General features: G+C 69.0%; 18 protein-coding genes. 16 read left to right on the top strand and 2 right to left on the bottom strand.

The window, feature by feature from the left end:
* Positions 1-4: 4 nt before the first annotated feature.
* Positions 5-769 carry a FadR/GntR family transcriptional regulator gene (locus AC57B8_RS32190; protein WP_062468755.1) on the bottom strand — a complete coding sequence of 255 codons (765 nt, stop codon included), beginning with the start codon at positions 767-769 and terminating at the stop codon, positions 5-7.
* Positions 770-983: 214 nt separating this feature from the next.
* Here AC57B8_RS32190 and AC57B8_RS32185 point away from each other — a divergent pair, with 214 nt between their 5' ends.
* From AC57B8_RS32185 to AC57B8_RS32145, 9 genes are all read left to right on the top strand, one after another.
* Positions 984-2,189 (top strand): ABC transporter substrate-binding protein, encoded by a 1,206-nt coding sequence (locus AC57B8_RS32185; protein WP_307584874.1) that lies wholly within the window; start codon positions 984-986, stop codon positions 2,187-2,189.
* An 88-nt stretch (positions 2,190-2,277) separates the two neighbouring features.
* Positions 2,278-3,138 carry a branched-chain amino acid ABC transporter permease gene (locus AC57B8_RS32180; RefSeq protein ID WP_062468750.1) on the top strand — a complete coding sequence of 287 codons (861 nt, stop codon included), beginning with the start codon at positions 2,278-2,280 and terminating at the stop codon, positions 3,136-3,138.
* Between the two features lie 8 nt (positions 3,139-3,146).
* The gene (locus AC57B8_RS32175) at positions 3,147-4,106 is read left to right on the top strand and encodes a branched-chain amino acid ABC transporter permease (RefSeq protein WP_496481833.1); all 960 of its coding nucleotides are present in this window, start codon (positions 3,147-3,149) and stop codon (positions 4,104-4,106) included.
* Positions 4,103-4,870 carry an ABC transporter ATP-binding protein gene (locus AC57B8_RS32170; RefSeq protein WP_095946861.1) on the top strand — a complete coding sequence of 256 codons (768 nt, stop codon included), beginning with the start codon at positions 4,103-4,105 and terminating at the stop codon, positions 4,868-4,870. The genes AC57B8_RS32175 and AC57B8_RS32170 overlap by 4 nt, the downstream gene beginning before the upstream one ends.
* Positions 4,867-5,583 (top strand): ABC transporter ATP-binding protein, encoded by a 717-nt coding sequence (locus AC57B8_RS32165; protein ID WP_496481832.1) that lies wholly within the window; start codon positions 4,867-4,869, stop codon positions 5,581-5,583. Before AC57B8_RS32170 ends, AC57B8_RS32165 begins: the two co-directional genes overlap by 4 nt.
* Before the next feature lie 27 nt (positions 5,584-5,610).
* Positions 5,611-6,891, top strand: coding sequence for a Zn-dependent hydrolase (locus AC57B8_RS32160; RefSeq protein ID WP_496481831.1), 1,281 nt, complete (start codon positions 5,611-5,613; stop codon positions 6,889-6,891).
* Entirely contained in the window at positions 6,888-8,024 is a 1,137-nt protein-coding gene (locus AC57B8_RS32155) for an ABC transporter substrate-binding protein (protein ID WP_496481830.1), read from the top strand. Before AC57B8_RS32160 ends, AC57B8_RS32155 begins: the two co-directional genes overlap by 4 nt.
* Positions 8,021-9,514 (top strand): M81 family metallopeptidase, encoded by a 1,494-nt coding sequence (locus tag AC57B8_RS32150; protein WP_496481829.1) that lies wholly within the window; start codon positions 8,021-8,023, stop codon positions 9,512-9,514. Before AC57B8_RS32155 ends, AC57B8_RS32150 begins: the two co-directional genes overlap by 4 nt.
* A 91-nt stretch (positions 9,515-9,605) precedes the next feature.
* Complete coding sequence (locus tag AC57B8_RS32145; RefSeq protein WP_496481828.1) at positions 9,606-9,983, top strand: nuclear transport factor 2 family protein; 378 nt, start codon at positions 9,606-9,608, stop codon at positions 9,981-9,983.
* 13 nt (positions 9,984-9,996) lie between these two features.
* On the opposite strand, the gene AC57B8_RS32140 is transcribed toward AC57B8_RS32145, so the two are convergent.
* The gene (locus AC57B8_RS32140; RefSeq protein WP_447748668.1) at positions 9,997-11,145 is read right to left on the bottom strand and encodes a helix-turn-helix domain-containing protein; all 1,149 of its coding nucleotides are present in this window, start codon (positions 11,143-11,145) and stop codon (positions 9,997-9,999) included.
* Between the two features lie 187 nt (positions 11,146-11,332).
* Between AC57B8_RS32140 and AC57B8_RS32135 the strand changes: the two genes are divergently transcribed.
* The 7 genes from AC57B8_RS32135 to AC57B8_RS32105 all read left to right on the top strand — a co-directional run bounded on the left by AC57B8_RS32135 (position 11,333) and on the right by AC57B8_RS32105 (position 19,000).
* The gene (locus AC57B8_RS32135; RefSeq protein WP_062468730.1) at positions 11,333-11,839 is read left to right on the top strand and encodes a (2Fe-2S)-binding protein; all 507 of its coding nucleotides are present in this window, start codon (positions 11,333-11,335) and stop codon (positions 11,837-11,839) included.
* Positions 11,840-11,849: 10 nt separating this feature from the next.
* Entirely contained in the window at positions 11,850-14,234 is a 2,385-nt protein-coding gene (locus AC57B8_RS32130) for a xanthine dehydrogenase family protein molybdopterin-binding subunit (protein ID WP_496481827.1), read from the top strand.
* A 34-nt stretch (positions 14,235-14,268) separates the two neighbouring features.
* Positions 14,269-15,060, top strand: a complete 792-nt coding sequence (locus AC57B8_RS32125; protein ID WP_095744326.1) for an FAD binding domain-containing protein — start codon at positions 14,269-14,271, stop codon at positions 15,058-15,060.
* 64 nt (positions 15,061-15,124) lie between these two features.
* Complete coding sequence (locus AC57B8_RS32120; protein WP_070063989.1) at positions 15,125-16,027, top strand: AAA family ATPase; 903 nt, start codon at positions 15,125-15,127, stop codon at positions 16,025-16,027.
* Between the two features lie 19 nt (positions 16,028-16,046).
* Positions 16,047-17,261, top strand: coding sequence for a vWA domain-containing protein (locus AC57B8_RS32115; RefSeq protein ID WP_496481826.1), 1,215 nt, complete (start codon positions 16,047-16,049; stop codon positions 17,259-17,261).
* Between the two features lie 34 nt (positions 17,262-17,295).
* Entirely contained in the window at positions 17,296-17,961 is a 666-nt protein-coding gene (locus AC57B8_RS32110) for an SRPBCC family protein (RefSeq protein ID WP_496481825.1), read from the top strand.
* A gap of 16 nt (positions 17,962-17,977) precedes the next feature.
* Positions 17,978-19,000: an XdhC family protein gene (locus AC57B8_RS32105; RefSeq protein WP_062468715.1), complete on the top strand. Its 1,023-nt coding sequence runs from the start codon at positions 17,978-17,980 to the stop codon at positions 18,998-19,000.
* Position 19,001: the final 1 nt, after the last annotated feature.

The raw sequence follows: 19,001 nt of genomic DNA, 5'->3' as shown, positions 1-19,001 counted from the left end.
GGTGCTATCGCTGTCCGCTGGGCAGCAACAAGTGCTTCGCCCCGATGTGCGCTTCCATCTCATGCATGTGGTGCTCCGCATCCACCATGTGCTCCACCATCAACCGCCGCACCTCGTCCGCATCTTCCTTGCGGTAGGCCGCCAGCAGCTGCGTGTGGTAGTCCACGTTGGTCTCGCCGAAGTGGTGGTGGTCCAGCGCCTTCTTGTAGACGACGAGATCGCGCAGCAGGTCGTTGAGAAAGCGGCACATGAAGGACAGCACCGGGTTGGGGCACGCCTCGGCCAGCATCGTGTGAAAGGCCAGCTCGGCCTCGCGCTGCGTGCGCAGTTCGTCCTCGTTGGTGGGCTCGACGGTGCACAGGCGCACGTTGTCTTCGAGCCGCGCGAACTGCTCGGGCGTGAGCCGCCCGACCACGCTCACGGCCAGTTCGGGCTCCAGCGCCTTGCGCAGCTGGTAGATGTGGTGGCCGTCCAGGTGATGAAAGTGCAGGAAGTTGCGCAGCGGCTCCGACGCATGGTCGACCGACACCTGCTGCAGGTACGCGCCGCCGCCCGGGCCGGTGCGGATCGAGATCAGCCCGCGCACCTCGAGCGCCTTCAGCGCCTCGCGCACCGTGCTCTTCGAATAGCCGAAGAGCTCGATCAGTTCCTTCTCGTTCGGTAGCCGGTCGCCGGGCTGCTTGCGCTCGGCAACGATCCATCGCTTGACGTCTTCGACGATGACGTCCGAGAGCTTTTGCCGCTTCGGAGGGTTGTGCCCCACTCTCATCAAAACGCTCCATCCATGCACATCGGGAGATGCGCGGGATGCGCAACAGCGCGCGATCTTAACGGCGTCATCGGCAGGGTCGGGTTGGGTTTGGGCACGGGGCTTGCTAACGGGTTTTTACCAACATATTAATCCTATTTATCCGCTTAAATTGCCGGCGATCGCAGGCACTGTGTTTTCTTCCCCACTTCCCACACCACGACCGGAGAACCCCATGCAACGCAGACAACTCCTTCAGCTGGCCGCCCTGTCGGCCGCCCCGGCTTCGCTCCTGATGAGCCGCTCGGTCTTCGCCCAGGCCACCGACGCGATCCGATTCGGTGCACCGGTGCCCATGTCGGGTGCCTTCGCGGCCAACGGCAAGTTCGCCGACCTGGGCACCAAGCTGGCGATCGAGCAGTACGGCAAGGTGCTGAACCGGCCGCTGGCCTACACGGTGCTCGACACCGAGGGCAAGCCGGCCACGGCCGTGCGCAAGGTGCAGGAGGCCTCGCAGCAGCAGGGCGCGAAGTTCTTCGTCGGCGGCATCCTGTCGTCCGAGGCGCTGGCCATGGGCAAGGAGGCCGAGAAGGCCGGCGGCCTGTTCATCACCACCGCGGGCGCCGATGAGATCACCGGCAAGGACTGCAACCCCGCCACCTTCCGCTGGTCGGTGCCCACCTTCGGTGCCATCGAGCAGACGGTGCGCCCGCTGATCGCGGCCATGCCCAAGGCCAAGCGCTGGTACACGATCACGCCGCAGTACGTCTTCGGCGACGGCCTGCTGAGCGCGGCCAAGACCATCTTCCAGGAGAAGGGCATCGAGCACGTGGGCAACAGCTACCACTCGCTCAACGACAAGGAGTTCAGCGGCTACCTCACCAACGCCATGGCCGCCAAGCCCGACGTGCTGCTGCTCTTGAACTTCGGCGCGCAGTCGTCCGCCGCGCTGCGCCAGGCGGTGAGCTTCGGCATGCACAAGAACATGACGATCCTCATGGCCTGGGCCTCGGGCCTGGAGCAGTTCGACGAGCTGGGCGCCGACCTGTGCGACGGCGTCTACTTCGGTGCGCAGTACTGGCACACGGTCGACACGCCGCTCAACAAGGACCTGGTGAAGCGCACCGCCGACAAGCTGAAGATCGTGCCCAACTACAGCCTGGCCGGCTCGTACATCTGCACCAAGATCCTCATCGACGGCATCGTGAAGGCCGGCACGGTCGACCCGAAGGCGGTGGTCGCGGCGCTCGAAGGCATGAAGTTCGACGGCCTCACGGGCGTGGAAGAAATCCGCAAGGCCGACCACCAGGTCATCAAGGACTACTACCTGCTCAAGGGCAAGGCGAAGTCGAAGATGGCCAACCCGGCCGACTACGTGGACGTGGTGAGTTCCGGCAAGTCGTTCCTGCCGATCGACAAGACCGGCTGCAAGCTGGCCTGACGCCGCCCGGCTTCGCGCCGCGCCCGCGCCGTTTTTGGGCGCGGGCAGGGCGCGTGCCGCCTGCACGTTTGCCACCCCCACGACACCTATGTCCGTCTACCTGCTCCAGACCATCAACGGAATCGGCATCGGCATGCTGTATTTCCTGCTGGCCGTTGGCTTGTCCATCGTGTTCGGCCTGCTGCGCTTCGTGAACTTCGCGCACGGCGCCTTCTACCTGCTGGGTGCCTACCTGTGCTTCCAGGCCATGCAGTGGGGCCTCAATTTCTGGGCCGCGCTCGTGCTGGTGCCGCTGTTCGTCGGCGCGCTCGGCTGGCTGGCCGAGAAGCTGCTGCTGCGCCGCGTGTACGCCAAGCCGCACGAGTTCCACATCCTCGTGACCGTGGGCCTGGCGCTCGCGGTGCAGGAGATCGTCATCGTGTTCTGGGGCCCGCTGGGCAACAGCGTGCCCACGCCCGACCTGCTGCAGGGCGTGGTGATGTGGGGCAGCTTCATCTACCCGAAGTACCGGCTCTTCGTGATCGGCTTCACCGCCGTGCTCGCGGTGGGGCTGTGGTGGGTGCTCGAAGGCACGCGCCTGGGCAGCGCGGTGCGCGCGGGCAGCGAATCGACCGAGATGGTCTCGCTGCTGGGCATCAACGTGTTCCGCGTGTTCAGCCTGGTGTTCGCGCTCGGCGCGGCCACGGCGGCGCTGGCCGGCGTGCTCGCTGCGCCCATCCGCGGGGCCGAGCCCTTCATGGGCGTCGAGGCGCTGGGCGTGGCCTTCGTGGTCGTGGTGATCGGCGGGCTCGGCAGCTTCAGCGGGGCGCTGGTCGGCGGCGTGCTGATCGGCATCGTGCAAAGCCTCATGAGCACCATCTGGCCGCCGGGGGCGAGCCTGATGATCTACATCGCGATGGGCGCCGTGCTGCTGCTGCGCCCGCATGGCCTGCTCGGCCGCAGAGGATGAACGCCGCCATGCCAAAGAAATACACCTTCCTGCTGGCGCTGATCGTCGCGCTCGCGCTGCCGCTGTTCATGCGCTCGGGCTCGCTCGCGAGCGAAGTGCTCATCTACGCGCTCGCGGCCCTGGGCTGCAACCTGCTGCTGGGCTACACGGGGTTGCTCTCGTTCGGCCAGGGCATCTTCTTCGGGCTGGGCAGCTACACCATCGCGATCCTGCTCACGCGGCTGCAACTGCCGATGCCGCTCGCCTTGCTTGCCGCCATCGGCATGGGCGCACTGGGCGCGGCGGTGGTCGGCTGGGTCGCCATCCGCCAGCGCGGCACCTACTTCGTGATGCTCACGCTGGCCTTCGCGCAGATGTTCTATTTCATCGCCTACACGGCCTCGGGGCTCACGGGCGGCGACAACGGCCTGCTCGACGTGCCGCGCCCGGCCTTCATGGACACGCCGTGGAAGTACTACGCCTTCGTGGCGGTGATCTTCCTGGCCGCGTTCGCGCTGCTGCTCAAGGTGACCGACTCGGTCTTCGGCCGCACGCTGCTCGCCATCCGCGACAACGAGGACCGCGCCGCCGCCGTGGGCTACGACCTGAAGCGCTTCAAGCTGCTGGCCTTCGTGATCTCGGGCGCCGTCACCGGCCTGGCCGGCGGCCTGCACGCGATGATGACCGGCATCGCGCCGCTGTCCAACGCCGAGTACCACACGAGCGAAATGATCCTGGTCATCACCGTGATCGGCGGCACCGGCAACCTCTTCGCCTCGGTGCTGGGCTCGGCCTTCTACGTGCTGCTGGCCGACTGGCTCTCCACGCTGTGGCCGCGCTGGCTGCTGCTGCTGGGCCTGCTGCTGATCGGCGTGAGCATCGGCATGCAACGCGGCCTCTGGGGCCTGGGTGAAAGCGCCTGGCGCCGGGTGTTCCGCAAGACGTCGGCCGCGGCCAAGGCGCCGACCGTGCAAGGAGAACAGGCATGAGCGACATCCTCATCGAAGCCATCGGCGTCACCAAGCACTACGGCAAGTTCGCCGCGCTCGGCGGGGTCGACCTGAAGATCAAGCGCAACACCGTGCACTCGGTGATCGGGCCCAACGGCGCGGGCAAGACCACGCTGTTTCACATGCTCACGGGCACCGGCACCACCACGGGCGGGCGCATCCTGTTCGACGGCCACGACGTGACGCGTGAGCCCGACCACCAGCGCGTGCAGCGCGGCATGGCGCGCTCGTTCCAGGTCACCAGCCTGTTCCCCAGCCTGTCGGTGCGCGAGAACCTGCGCGTGGCGGCGCAGGGCGTTGCGCCGCGCCAGGCCATGAACTGCTGGCGCGCGCCCATCGGCGAGCGCGCCTGCGCCGACACGGTGGCCGAGGTGCTCGCGCGCGTCGGCCTCGAACGGCTGGCCGACACGCCCGCCAGCGTGCTCTCGCACGGCCAGCAGCGCCGCCTCGAAGTGGGCATGGCGCTGGCTGCGAAGCCCAAGGCCATCTTCCTGGACGAGCCGACCTCGGGCATGGGCATCGACGACCTCGACGACATGAAGCAGCTCATCCGCGGCCTGCGCGACGCGCACACCGTGGTGCTGATCGAGCACAACATGAACATCGTGATGGACATCTCCGACACCGTGACCGTCATGCAGCTGGGCCGCGTGCTGGCCGAGGGGCTGCCGGGCGACATCCGCTCGGACGCGCGCGTGCGCACGGCGTACCTGGGCAACATGATCACCGGAGGCAAGGCATGAGCGCCGCGAAGAACATCCTCGAAGTCGAAGGCCTGCACGCGCACTACGGCAAGAGCCATGTGCTGCAAGGCGTGTCGCTCACGGTGGGCGAGGCCGAGCTGGTCACGCTGCTGGGCCGCAACGGCGCGGGCAAGTCGACCACACTCAAGAGCATTGCCGGCGCCGTCACGCCCACGAAAGGGCGCGTGCGCTTCCAGGGCGCGGACATCGCGGGCCAGCCGCCGCACCGCATCGCCACGCGCGGCGTGTGCCTGGTGCCGGAGCACCGCGGCATCTTCAAGCTGCTCACGGTGGAGGAGAACCTGCTGCTCGGCCTGCGGCGCGATTCGCCCTGGCAGCTGGCCGACATCTACCGCATCTTTCCGCGCCTGAAGGAGCGCCGGCGCAACGGCGGCGGGCAGCTGTCGGGCGGCGAGCAGCAGATGCTGGCCATCGGCCGCGCCCTCATGAACCACCCGCGCCTGTTGATCCTCGACGAGCCCGTGGAAGGCCTGGCGCCGGTGATCGTGGAAGAGATCGTCGCGCAGCTCAAGACCATCAAGGCCGCGGGCGTGGCCATCCTGCTGGTCGAGCAGAACCTCGAGGTCTGCGTGCAGCTGGCCGACCGCCACTACATCGTGGAGCAGGGCGTGATCGTGCACGAGGCCGGCAACGCCGCCTTCATGGCCGACCACGACGTGAAAGACCGCTATCTGGGTGTTGGCCTTGCCTGAACCCGCCATTCATTCGTCGCAAAAACCATGAACACAACGAACGAACTTTCCACCGCAACGGACGTGCGCGCCCTGCGCGTGAACGGCCAGCGTCTCTGGGACTCGCTGATGCAGCTCGCACAGCTCGGCGCCACCGAGAAGGGCGGCGTGTGCCGCATCGCGCTCACCGACCTGGACCGCCAGGGCCGCGACCTCTTCACGCGCTGGGCGCGCGAGGCTGGCTGCGAGGTGCGCGTGGACGCCATCGGCAACATCTTCGCGCGCCGCGCGGGCCGCAACAACGCGCTGCCGCCCATCACGACCGGCAGCCACATCGACACGCAGCCCACGGGCGGCAAGTTCGACGGCAACTACGGCGTGCTCGCGGGGCTCGAAGTGATCCGCAGCCTGAACGACGCCGGCATCGAAACCGAAGCACCGGTCGAGGTGGCGGTGTGGACCAACGAGGAAGGCTCGCGCTTCGTGCCCGTGATGATGGGCTCGGGCGTGTTCGCCGGCGCCTTCACGCTGGAGCACGCGCTCGCGCAGCGCGACACCGAAGGCGTGAGCGTGGCCGATGCGCTCTCGGCCATCGGCTATGCCGGCGCCGTGCCCGCCTCGGCGGCGGCGTCGCCGGTCGGCGCCTACTTCGAGGCGCACATCGAACAGGGCCCGGTGCTCGAAGCCAACGAGCGCGTCATCGGCGTGGTCGAGGGCGCGCTGGGCCAGCGCTGGTACGACGTGGTGGTGCAAGGCATGGAAGCCCATGCCGGCCCCACGCCGATGGAACTGCGAAAAGACGCGCTGCTGGCCGCCGCCGAACTCGTGGTCGAGGTGAACCGCATCGCGCTGGCCCATGCGCCGCACGGGCGCGGCACGGTCGGCTGGATCGACAACTACCCGAACTCGCGCAACGTGATCCCGGGCCGCGTGAAGCTCAGCGTCGACCTGCGCGCGGCCGACGACGTGGTGCTGTCGGCCATGGACGCGGCGCTGAAGGAAGCCGTGCAGCGCATCGCCACCAAGGGCAAGGTCGAGGCGACGGCCGAGCAGGTCGTGTACTTCCCGCCGCAGCCGTTCACGCCCGCGCTGGTGTCGGCCGTGCGCGAGGCCGCGCAGGACCAGGGCATGACATGGATGAACGTGATCAGCGGCGCCGGCCACGACGCCGTGTACCTCGCGCGCGTGTGCCCCGCGGCGATGATCTTCGTGCCCTGTCTGGACGGCATCAGCCACAACGAGATCGAGGACGCGCAGCCGGATCACCTCGAGGCCGGCTGCAACGTGCTGCTGCAGGCGATGCTGCAGAGCGCGGGAGTGGCCGCGTGAAGGCGGCGCTTCGCCGCATCGGCCTGCACTGCGTGCTGGCGATGGGCATGGTCGCGGTGTCGACGGCGGCCCTGGCGGCTGGAGAACCGATCCTGGTCGGCCAGTCCGCGGTGCTCACCGGCCCGTTCACGCCGAACAGCCTCGCGTTCATGGAAGGCCAGACACTGTTCCTCGACCAGTTGAACAAGGCGGGCGGCGTCGGTGGCCGGCCCGTCAAGATGATCACCTACGACGACGCCTACATCCCCGAGAAGGCCGCGGCCAATGCCGAGAAGCTGCTCGGCACGGACCGCGTCGTCTGCCTGTTCGGAACCATGGGCACGGGCATCGGCGCGGCCATGGTGCCGGTGGCGGCGAAGTACGACAGCTTCATCTTCGGCGGGCTGACCGGCGCGGCGGTGCTGCGCGGGCCGAAGGTGCCGATCTATCACGTGCGGGAGTCGTATGCCGACGAGGTCTCGCGTGTGATGAACCACCTGACGACCGTGGGCCTGACGCGCATTGCCATCGTCTCCAGCGATGACGCCTACGGCAAGGGCATCGAGAAGGACGCGGTGGCCGCGCTCGAGAAGAACAAGCGGCCGGCCCTGCTGTCGCTGCGCTTCGATCCGAAGGAAAAGGACCATCCCGCCATCGCGCAACAGGTCATCGCGAGCGGGGCGCAGGCGGTGTACGTCATCGCGGCCGGCACGCCGGCTATCAACATCATCCGCTCGCTGGTGGCCGCGCCCATCCATCCGCAGATCTACACGAACTCGGTGGCGAGCTCGTTCCTTCTGTACAAGGAACTCGGCGACAAGAGCCGCGGCATCGTGCTGTCGCAGGTGGTGCCGCCGTTCTGGAAGACACGCTTTCCCATCGTCGACGAATACCAGCGCGCGAGGAAGGCCGCGGGCAGCGAAGGCGAAGGCTCCTACCTGGGGCTGGAGGGCTACATCACGGCCAAGGCCTTTGCGGAATCGCTGCAGCGCGTGAAGGGGCCGATCACCACCGAATCGCTGCGCCGCACCATCGAGAACTCGCCGCCCATGAACCTGAACGGCTTCACGGTCGCGTTCCGTCCCGACAACCGCAACGGCTCCAGCTTTGGTGACATCACCATGCTGGGAAGTGCCGGAAAGTTTGCTCAATGAAAGTCCTGATCGCACGTCTCAACCACGAGACCAACACCTTCTCGCCCGTGCCCACGCCGCTCGCGGCCTTCGGGCCCGACGGTCCGACCTTCGGTGCGCAGGCCTACACCGACAACAAGGGCATGCGCACCGCGATGTCGGCCTTCATCGAGCTGGCCGAAGCGGCGGGCGCGCAGCTCGTCACGCCGGTGTCGGCTTCGGCCAACCCGAGCGGGCCGGTCGATGCGCAGGCCTACACCACGCTCACGCAATGCATCGTCGATGCGGCGCCGGGCTGCGATGCCATCCTGCTCGACCTGCACGGCGCGATGGTGGCGCAGAACAGCACCGACGGCGAAGGCGACCTGCTGGTGCGCCTGCGCGCTGCCGCGCCCGGCGTGCCGATCGGCGTGGCGCTGGACCTGCATGCCAACGTGACGCCCGCGATGGTGGAGAACGCCGACGTGATCGTCGGCTTCAAGACCTACCCGCACGTCGACATGTACGAGACCGGCGAGCACGCCGGCCGCCTGCTGTTCGACCTGCTGGCCGGACGCAGCCAGCCGCACATGCGCTGGCGGCAGCTGCCGCTGATGGCGCACACGCTGCGCAGCGCCTCGTTCACCGGTGCGATGCAGCGGGCCATCGAGGCGGCGCGCGCGGCGGAAGTCTCCGAGTCGCTGGCGGTGTCGATCCTGGCGGGCTTCTCGCTGTCGGACATCACGGCGCCGTGCATGAGCGTGATCGCGGTCGATGCGCAATCGCCCGCGCGCGCGCAGGCCACGGCCGACCGCATCGCGGCGCAGATGTGGGCCGAGCGCGAGGCCTTCATCTACCGCAGCGAGCCGCTGGCCGCGTCGGTGGCGCGCGCGAAGCTCATCGCGGGCGGTGCCACGCGCCCGGTGCTGCTGCTCGACCACGGCGACAACTGCATGTCGGGCGGCAGCTGCGACACCATGGACGTGCTGCAGGAAGCGCTGGCGCAGGGCCTGGACGGCATCGGCGTCGGGCCGCTGTGCGACCCCGAGGCGGTGGCCGCGCTGGTCGCGGCGGGCGAGGGCGCCGAGGTGACGGTGGCGCTGGGCAACAAGGTGTCGCTTGAAGGCATCGGCCTGAAGAAGACACCGGTGCAGCTGACGGGCGTCGTGCGAACGGTCAGCGACGGCGAGTACGTGATCACCGGCCCCACCTACACCGGCCAGCGCAGCAGCATGGGGCGCACCGTGCTGTTCGACATCGGCGCGGCGCGCATCGTCGTCACCGAGCGCACGCAGGAGCCGTGGGACATCGGCGTGTTCGAATGCGCCGGGCTCGACCCGCGCACCGAGCGTTTCCTGCTGCTGAAGTCGCGCATGTACTGCCGGCCGGTGTTCGAGCCGCTGTCGGCGGCGCTGGTGGAGTGCGACAGCCCGGGCGTGACCAGCTCCGACTACAGCCTGTTCCCGTTCAGCCAGGTGCGCCGGCCGGTGTTTCCGCTCGATGCGAACGCGGCGATGGACGCGCCGGCATAACCTGCCACGTCATCGACGCGCGGCGCGTGCCCCGCGACCATTCCTTCACCCCGCGCTGTTGCGGGTCGAACCCTCGAAAGGAACAGTCGCCATGAACACCGCCGCCCACGACGCCCATGCCATCGCCACGGGCTACATCGCCGTCTGGAACGAGACCGACGCCGCGCGCCGCGCCGCGCTCATCGACGCCGGCTGGACCGCCGACGCCCGCTATGTCGACCCGATGGCGCAGGCCAGCGGCCGCGAGCAGATCAGCGCGCTGGTCGGCGCAGTGCACCAGCGCTACCCGGGCTTTCGCTTCCACCTGCTGGGCAAGGCCGAGGCGCACGGCGACAACCTGCGCTTCTCGTGGACCCTGGGCCCGAGCGGCACCGACGACCTGATCCAGGGCACCGACTTCGCGCAGGTCGACGCAGGCAAGCTGCGCGTGGTGACGGGTTTTCTCGACCGCGTGCCCGCAGGCGCGTGATGAAGCAGGCGGGTCAGTCGCCCGCCGGCCGACCGCGCCAGAGCTTGCGGTAGACCGTGGCGCGGCTGATGCCCAGCGTGCGCGCCGCCTCGGCCACGTTGCCGCGCGCGTCGCTCACCGCCTTGCGGATCAGGGCGGTTTCCACGTCGCGCAGGCGGGGGCGGCCATCGGTGGCGTCGCCGGGCATGCCCGGCACGCCGCCGTGCTCGCTGCCGCCGCGCTGGGCCCGCACCTGCACCCGCAGGCCCGACCACAGCGGCACCTCGAGCATGGCGTCGCCGCGCCGGGCGGCGTCGAACATCATGTGCAGCGGCAGCGCGAACAGGTCGTTGAAATGCAGGCCGCCGGCGTGGCAGACCAGCGGCTGGTGCAGCATCTGCCGCGCCGCCGCGTTGGCGCCGGTGACGTGGCCGGCGGCGTCGATGCACAGCAGGCCTTCGGTGGTCTCGCTGCTCGGACAACCGGGCCAGAGCAGGCGCAGCAGCAACTCGCAGGGCTCGCGCTGCACCAGCAGGTTCTCGATGCTGCGCGCCGACAGCGTGGCCAGGTGGCGCAGTTCGGGCCGCTCGACCACCTGCACGCCCGTGAGGTCGAGCATGCCGATGCAGTCGCCCCGGGGGCCGAAGAGCGGGGCGCCGGCGCAGCTGTACACACTGGTGTCGTCAAAAAAGTGTTCACCCCGGTGCAGCCACACCGATTCCTGCTCGGCCAGCGCCGTGCCGATCGCGCTGGTGCCGATGGCGCTTTCGGACAGGTCGACGCCGATGCGCCCGATGTCGCGTGCATAGCGGGCGGCGGGGTCGGTGCCGTCGGGCAAGGTACCCACGTCGACCACGATGCCGCGGGCGTCGGTCAGGATGGCGAAATAGCGGGTGTCGGCAATGGCGCGCGAGAGCCGTTCGATCACCGGACGCGCCGCCGTGACCAGGGCCCGGTTGCATTCCGTGACCTCGCGGCTGGCGGTGCGGCTCACGGGCTCGAAGCTCACGCGCTGCTGGGGCCGGCGGCCGGCCTCCAGGCAGCGCTGCCAGGAGCGCGTGATGCCCGGGTCGACCCGCACGCTGCCGCGCGGGCGGGGGCCGTCGCCGTCGATCAGCTCGCGGCGCGCCTGCGCAATGGCCAGCGAGCGCTCAGCAGGAGGGGGGACGGCGGAAGCGGACATCATCGTGAAAGTTCTTCTTCGCGCGGGGAGGGCTGCTTTTGCGGGCCGGCCGGTTGGCAAGCTGTTTCATTTTGAGAATTTCCCGCGCTCTGTGCAAGTGTCAAGGGTTTTTGCCTAGGATAGTGCGAAAGGGCGGCATCCAAGATGCCTCGCTGAACCAGCCATCACCTTTCACGGAGACAGCCACATGCAGGTCGCTTTCAAGGTCAACGGCCGGCCGGTCACGGTCGACGCCCCACCCAACACCTTCCTTGTGCACGCGATCCGCGAGCACCTCCACCTCACCGGCACCCACGTCGGCTGCGACACCGCCCAGTGCGGCGCCTGCACGGTCCACCTGAACGGCCGCGCGGTCAAGTCGTGCAACATCCTGGTCGCGCAGGCGGCCGGCGCCGACGTCACCACCATCGAGGGCGTGGCCGCCGCCGACGGCACCATGCATCCCATGCAGGCGGCCTTCAAGGAATGCCACGGCCTGCAGTGCGGTTTCTGCACCCCGGGCATGGTCATGAGCGCCATCGACCTGTGCACCCACCACCCCAAGTCGAGCGAATCGGAGATCCGCGAGCTGCTCGAGGGCAACCTGTGCCGGTGCACGGGCTACCAGAACATCGTCAAGGCCGTGAAGATGGGCGGCGAGGCCATGGCATCGGGCAATCCGGTGCCGACCCAGCAAACCACGGTCACGGCCTGAGGAGAGCGACATGGGCGCTTCCGACTTCTCCAACCTGCCGCACATCGGCGAGGCGCTGCGGCGCAAGGAAGACTATCGCTTCCTGACCGGCGCGGGCAACTACACCGACGACATCACGCTGGCCAACCAGAGCCATGCGGTCTTCGTGCGCTCGCCGCACGCGCATGCCGTCATCAAGTCCATCGACATCGCCGAGGCCTCGAAGATGCCCGGCGTGGTTGGCATCTTCAGCGGCAAGGACATCGAAGGAAAGATGGGCGGGCTGCCCTGCGGCTGGCTCATCAACAACCCCGACGGCACCCCGATGAAGGAGCCGATGCACCCGATCCTGGCGATCAACAAGGTGCGCTACGTGGGCGACCACGTGGCCATGGTGGTGGCCGAGACGGTCGAGCAGGCCAAGAACGCGGCCGAGGCCGTGGTGGTCGACTACGACGTGCTGCCGGCCCTGGTGAGCGTGGCCGACGCCGCCAAGAAGGCCAGCGGCGTCACCCTGCACGACGAGGCGCCCGACAACCAGTGCTACAAGTGGGCGCTGGGCGACAAGGCGGCGGTCGACAACGTGTTCACCACGGCGGCGCACGTCACCAAGCTCGACCTCGTCAACAACCGGCTGATTCCCAACCCGATCGAGCCGCGCGTGGCCATCGGTAGCTACAGCCGCGGCACCGACGACTACACGCTCTACGTGTCGAACCAGAACCCGCACGTCGAGCGCCTGCTGATGACGGCCTTCGTGCTGGGCCTGCCCGAGCACAAGGTGCGCGTGATCGCGCCCGACGTGGGCGGCGGCTTCGGCTCCAAGATCTTTTTGTACGCCGAAGACGTGTGCCTGACCTGGGCGGCCAAGCAGCTCAACCGCAACATCAAGTGGACGGCGGAACGCTCGGAGTGCTTCCTGTCGGATGCGCACGGCCGCGACCACGTGAGCTACGCAGAGATGGCGATGGACAAGGACGGCAAGTTCCTGGCCATGCGCGTGCACACCGATGCCAACCTCGGCGCGTATCTGTCGACCTTCTCGACCGCGGTGCCGACCATCCTGTACGCCACGCTGCTGGCGGGCCAGTACACCACGCCGCAGATCTACGTCGAGGTCGATGCCTGGTTCACCAACACCTCGCCGGTCGATGCGTACCGCGGGGCCGGGCGGCCCGAGGCCACCTACCTGCTGGAGCGCCTGGTGTCGCGCTGCGCCTGGGAAATGAACCTGGGCCAGGACGAGATCCGCAAGCGCAACTTCATCACCAGCTTCCCGTACCAGACGCCCGTGGCGCTGCAGTACGACACCGGCGACTTCCATGCCTGCATGGACAAGGCGCGGGTGCTGGCCGAGGTCGACGGCTACGCCGCGCGCAAGGCGGCAACCGAGGCCAAGGGCAAGCTGCGCGGCATGGGCTATTCGAGCTACATCGAGGCCTGCGGCATCGCGCCGTCGAACATCGCGGGGGCGCTCGGCGCGCGCGCGGGCCTGTTCGAGTGCGGCGAGATCCGCGTGCACCCGACCGGCAGCGTGACGGTGTTCACCGGCTCGCACAGCCACGGCCAGGGCCATGAAACCACCTTCGCGCAGGTCGTGGCCGCACGCCTGGGCATTCCGGTCGAGAACGTCGACGTGGTGCACGGCGACACCGGTCGCGTGCCCTTCGGCATGGGCACCTACGGCTCGCGCTCCATCTCGGTGGGCGGCGCGGCCATCATGAAGGCGCTCGACAAGATCGAGACCAAGGCCAAGAAGATCGCCGCGCACCTCATGGAGGCGAGCGACGCCGACATCGAGTTCGCCAACGGCGAGTTCACGGTCAAGGGCACCGACAAGAAGATCCCGTTCGGCCAGGTGGCGCTCACGGCCTACGTGCCGCACAACTACCCGCTCGACAAGCTCGAGCCCGGCCTGAACGAAACCGCCTTCTACGACCCGACCAACTTCACCTTCCCGGGCGGCACCTACATCTGCGAGGTCGAGATCGACAAAGAGACCGGCGAAGTGAAGGTCGACCGCTTCACCGCGGTGGACGACTTCGGCACCATCATCAACCCGATGATCGTCGAGGGCCAGGTGCACGGCGGGCTGGTGCAGGGCATCGGCCAGGCGCTGCTCGAGAACTGCGTGTACGACAACGAAACCGGCCAGCTGCTCACCGGCAGCTTCATGGACTACGCCATGCCGCGCGCCGGCGACTTCCCGCAGTTCAAGCTCGACACCGTCTGCACCCCCTGCACCCACAACCCGCTGGGCACCAAGGGCTGCGGCGAGGCGGGCGCCATCGGGTCGCCGCCGGCGGTCATCAACGCCGTGCTCGATGCGCTGGCGCCGCTGGGCGTCAAGGATTTCGACATGCCCGCTTCGTCCAGCCGCGTCTGGGAAGCGATGCAAGCCGCCGCCAAGCCCTGAACGACACAAGAAATAACAGAGAAGGAATCACCCCATGTATGCCTTCACACTCGAACGGCCCGCCAGCGTGGCGGACGCGGCCCGGCTCATCGCCGCGGGCGGCAAGCCACTGGCCGGCGGACAGACCCTGCTGGCCTCGATGAAGCTGCGGCTGTCGGCGCCCGAGCAGCTCGTCGACCTCGGCGGCATCAAGGAACTCACCGGCATCAAGAAGGACGGCGGCGCGATCACCCTCGGCGCCATGTCGCGCCACCTCGACGTGGCGAACAACGCCGACGTGAAGGCCGCGTACCCCGCGCTGGCCGACCTCGCGTCGCGCATCGGCGACCGGCAGGTGCGCGCGATGGGCACGGTCGGCGGCTCGGTGGCCAACAACGACCCGGCGGCGTGCTACCCGAGCGCGGTGCTGGCCTCGGGCGCGACCATCGTCACCTCGAAGCGCGAGATTGCGGCCGACGACTTCTTCCAGGGGCTGTTCACCACGGCGCTCGAAGAAGACGAGCTGATCGTCGCCATCCGCTTCCCGATTCCGAAGCGCGCGGTGTACGAGAAGCTGCGCCAGAAGGCCTCGAACTTCCCGCTGGTCGGCATCTTCCTGGCGCAGTACGACAGCGGCGTGCGCGTGGCCGTCACCGGCGCGGGCAACGGCGTGTTCCGCCATGCCGGGCTCGAAGATGCGCTCAACAAGAGCTTCACCGCCGCGTCCGCCGCGGCCGTGAAGATCGACGCGAGCGACCTCAACAGCGACCTGCATGCCTCGGCCGCCTACCGCGCGAACCTGATCAGCGTGCTGACGCAGCGCGCCGTGACCAAAGCACTCGGCTGAAGCAGCCCAGCGCCGCCGCCCACCGGAAGGCGCGACACCCTCGCGTCTTCCGCTACGCTTGCCCATGATCTTCCCGACCATCGACGCCCTTTCCGACGGCTTGCGGCAGGCCGGCTACTTTGCCGACCGCCGCCTGGCCACCGCGGTGTTCCTCGCGCTCAAGCTGCAGCGCCCGCTGCTGCTCGAAGGCGAGCCGGGCGTCGGCAAGACCGAGCTGGCCAAGGCGCTGTCGACGGCCCTGAACCGCGAGCTGCTGCGCCTGCAGTGCTACGACGGCATGGAGCAGCGCGAGGCGCTTTATGAATGGAACTACGCCGCGCAGCTGCTGCACATGCGCGCGGCCGAAGCCACCGGGGCGGCACGCGACGTGGAGGCCGAGGTCTACCAGCCGCACTACCTGATCCGCCGCCCGCTGCTGCAGGCGCTGCAGACGCCGGCCCCTGGCTCGGTGCTGCTGATCGACGAGGTCGACCGCGCCGACGAGCCCTTCGAAGCCTTCCTGCTCGAATACCTGGGCGAGTACCAGGTCAGCATTCCCGAGCTGGGCACCGTGCGCGCCGTGGTGCCGCCGGTCACCTTGCTCACCAGCAACCGCACGCGCGAACTCAACGACGCCGTGAAGCGGCGCTGCCTCTACCACTGGCTCGACTACCCCGAGCGCGAGCGCGAGCTCGCCATCGTGCGCGCGCAGGTGCCGCAGGCCGGCGAGGTGCTGTCGGCGCAGGTGGCGGCCTTTGTCGCGCGGCTGCGTTCGGCGCCGTTCGTCAACGCCTTCCAGCGCGCACCCGGCATCGCCGAAAGCGTGGAGTGGGCGCGGGCGCTCATCGCGCTCGACACCGTCGAACTCGATCCTGAAGTGGTCGTCGACACCGCCGGCATCCTCTTCAAGCAGCGCGACGATGTGGCGGCGCTGACGCACGAGCTGGCCTCCGACCTGCTGAGGCCCGAGGAACCGCTCGCGAGCTGAGCGAGGCCGAGGCACCTACATGGCCGGCATCCAGCAACTCGGCGACGTGCGCAGCGGCAAGCTGGCGGGCAACATCGCCGCCTTCGGCCGCGCACTGCGCCGCGCCGGCGTACGCACCGACGCCATGCGCATCGCGCTCGCCACCGAGGCGGCCACGCTGGTCGGCGTGGAAGACAAGCTCGACCTGGGCGCCGCCATGGAAGCCGTGATGGTCAGCCGCGAGCAGGACCGGCTGGTGTTCCGCGAACTCTTCGACGCGTGGTTTCGCGACCCCGAACTGGCCAACAAGCTGCTCGCCCAGATGCTGCCCAGCGCCGAAGGCAAGGCCGAGCCCTCCAAACGCCGCCCGCGCGTGCGCGAAGCGCTGAGCTCGCCGCGCGATGCCGTGAAGCCCGCGACGCCGACGAAGCCCGACGAGGAAATCAAGTTCGACGCCGCCATGACGGCCAGCGACCGCCAGCGGCTGCAGCACGCCGACTTCAACGCGCTGGGCGCGGCCGAGTACCGCCTGGTCGAGCGGCTGGCGCGCGACATCCGCTTGCCGGTGCCCGAACTGCCCGCGCGCCGCCTGCGCCCGGCGGGCGACGCGGGCCGGGCGCACGCCCGCATGCACTGGCCCGGCGTGCTGCACGAGGCGGCCCGCACCGGTGGCGAGATCCTGCGCCTGCCCCGGCTGGCGCGGCGCGAGCAGCCCCTGCCGCTGCTGGTGCTGGTCGATGTGTCGGGCTCGATGGAGCGCTACGCCCGCCTGCTGCTGGCCTTCCTGCATGCCGCCACGCGACGGGCCGGGCGGCGCGACGTGTTCGCCTTCGGCACGCGGCTGACCGACCTCACGCCGGCCTTCCGGCTGGCCGACACCGACGCCATGCTGGGGGCCGCCAGCCTGGCCATCGACGATTTCGCGGGTGGCACGCGGCTGGGCGGTTCGCTGACCGAGTTGCGCCAGTCGCATGCGCGCCGGCTCATCGGCCGCCGCACGCTGGTGCTGGTGATCAGCGACGGCCTCGACACGGGCGAGCCCGCGCAGCTCGAGACCGAGCTGCAGTGGCTGAAGCGCCATTCGCGCCGGCTGCTGTGGCTCAACCCGCTGCTGCGCTTCGAGGGCTACGCCCCTCTGGCGCGTGGGGCCGCCGTGCTGCACCGCCATGCGGACGCGATGCTGGCGGTCCACAATCTGAATGCACTCGAACAGCTGGCCGCCAGCCTGGCCGCGCTGATGCGCGCCAGTCGCTAGGACTGGACTCAGGAAGGAACAAAGGAAACCCACCATGGAAATGCTCGGAAACCGCCGCCTCGGCGTCACCCAACAACAGGCCTGGGACGCGCTCAACGATCCCGAGACGCTCAAGAAGTGCATCCCCGGCTGCGACAAGTTCGAGCTCACGGGCGACAACACCTACAGCGTGGCGCTGGCCGTGAAGATCGGCCCGGTGTCGGCCAAGTTCAGCGGCAAGGTGATGCTGTCGGACATCGTTGCGCCCGACGGCTACAAGCTCACCTTCGAGGGGCAGGGCGGCGTGGCGGGGTTTGCCAAGGGCTCGTCGAGCGTGTCGCTCAAGCCGGTGGCCGGCGCATCGGAAGCGGCGCCCGTCGTGGCCGCGACCGACGGCGCACCTGCCACCGAAGCCGCCCCCGTGGCGGCGACATCCGCCGGCTGCGAACTCGACTACACCGTGCAGGCCCAGGTCGGCGGCAAGATCGCCCAGCTCGGCCAGCGCCTGATCGACGGCGCGGCCAAGTCCACCGCCGACGATTTCTTCAAGCGCTTCGAGGCCGAGATGCAAAGCCGCTACGGCCCGCCGCCCGCACCGCCCGCGGAAGCGGCGGCCGAGGCGCCCGCCGAGAAGGCCGGCGTGATGTCGGGCCTCATGAAGAAGATGGGCTTCGGCAAGAAGGACGGCGAAGACGCCGCCACCCCGGGCGACGCCGCCTGACGCACAAGGTCCTGCCATGGAAAACCTCGACGTCATGGTGCTGCGCACGCTGCGCGACTGGCGGCGTGCCGGCAAGCGCGCGCTGCTGACCACCGTGGTGCGCACCTGGGGCTCCTCGCCGCGGCCCGTGGGCTCGATCATGGCGCTGGCCGAGGACGGCGCCGTGGTCGGCTCGGTCTCGGGCGGCTGCATCGAGGACGACCTCATCGCGCGCTACAGCCATGCCCACGGCAAGGGCGAAGACGTGCCGCTGGGCGCGCCGCCCGCGCTCGTCAAGTACGGCATCACGGCCGACGAGGCGCACCGCTTCGGGCTGCCCTGCGGCGGCACGCTCGAGCTGCTGCTCGAATACGCGCCCGACGCCGACGCGCTCGACACGCTGGTCGCCGAACTCGAACGCGGCAAGCTCATGCGCCGCACGGTGACGCTGGCCACCGGCGCGGTGCGGCTGGCCGAGGCGACCGCGCCCGACGAGCTCACGGTGAACGACACCGAGCTCACCAACACCTTCGGCCCCGAGTACCGCATGCTGCTGATCGGCGCCGGCCAGCTCGCCGAGTACCTGGCGACCATGGCCAAGTTCAGCGGCTTCGCCGTGACGTTGTGCGACCCGCGCGCCGAGTACCGCACCGCGTGGACGCTGTCCGGCGTGACGATCACCACCGAGATGCCCGACGACGCCGTGCTGGCCTTCAAGCCCGATCGCCGCAGCTGCGTGGTCGCGCTCACGCACGACCCCAAGCTGGACGACCTCGCGCTGCTCGAGGCGTTGCAGAGCGAGGCCTTCTACGTGGGCGCCATCGGTTCGCGCCGCAACGCCGACGCGCGGCGCGACCGCATGATCGAACACTTCGACCAGACGGCCGAGTCGCTCGCACGCCTGCGCGGGCCCATCGGCATCTTCATCGGCAGCAAGACGCCGCCCGAGATCGCGGTGAGCGTGATGGCGGAGATCCTGGCCGTGAAGAACGCGGTGACCCTGCCGCGCGAAGTGGAAGTGGCGCGCGCCAAGGAAATCCAGCAGCTGCAACCCAGCTGAG

The sequence above is a fragment of the Variovorax sp. BGA-UO-ETr-C22 genome, assembly GCF_059567965.1.
This window is presented reverse-complemented; position numbering and strand designations above follow the sequence as displayed.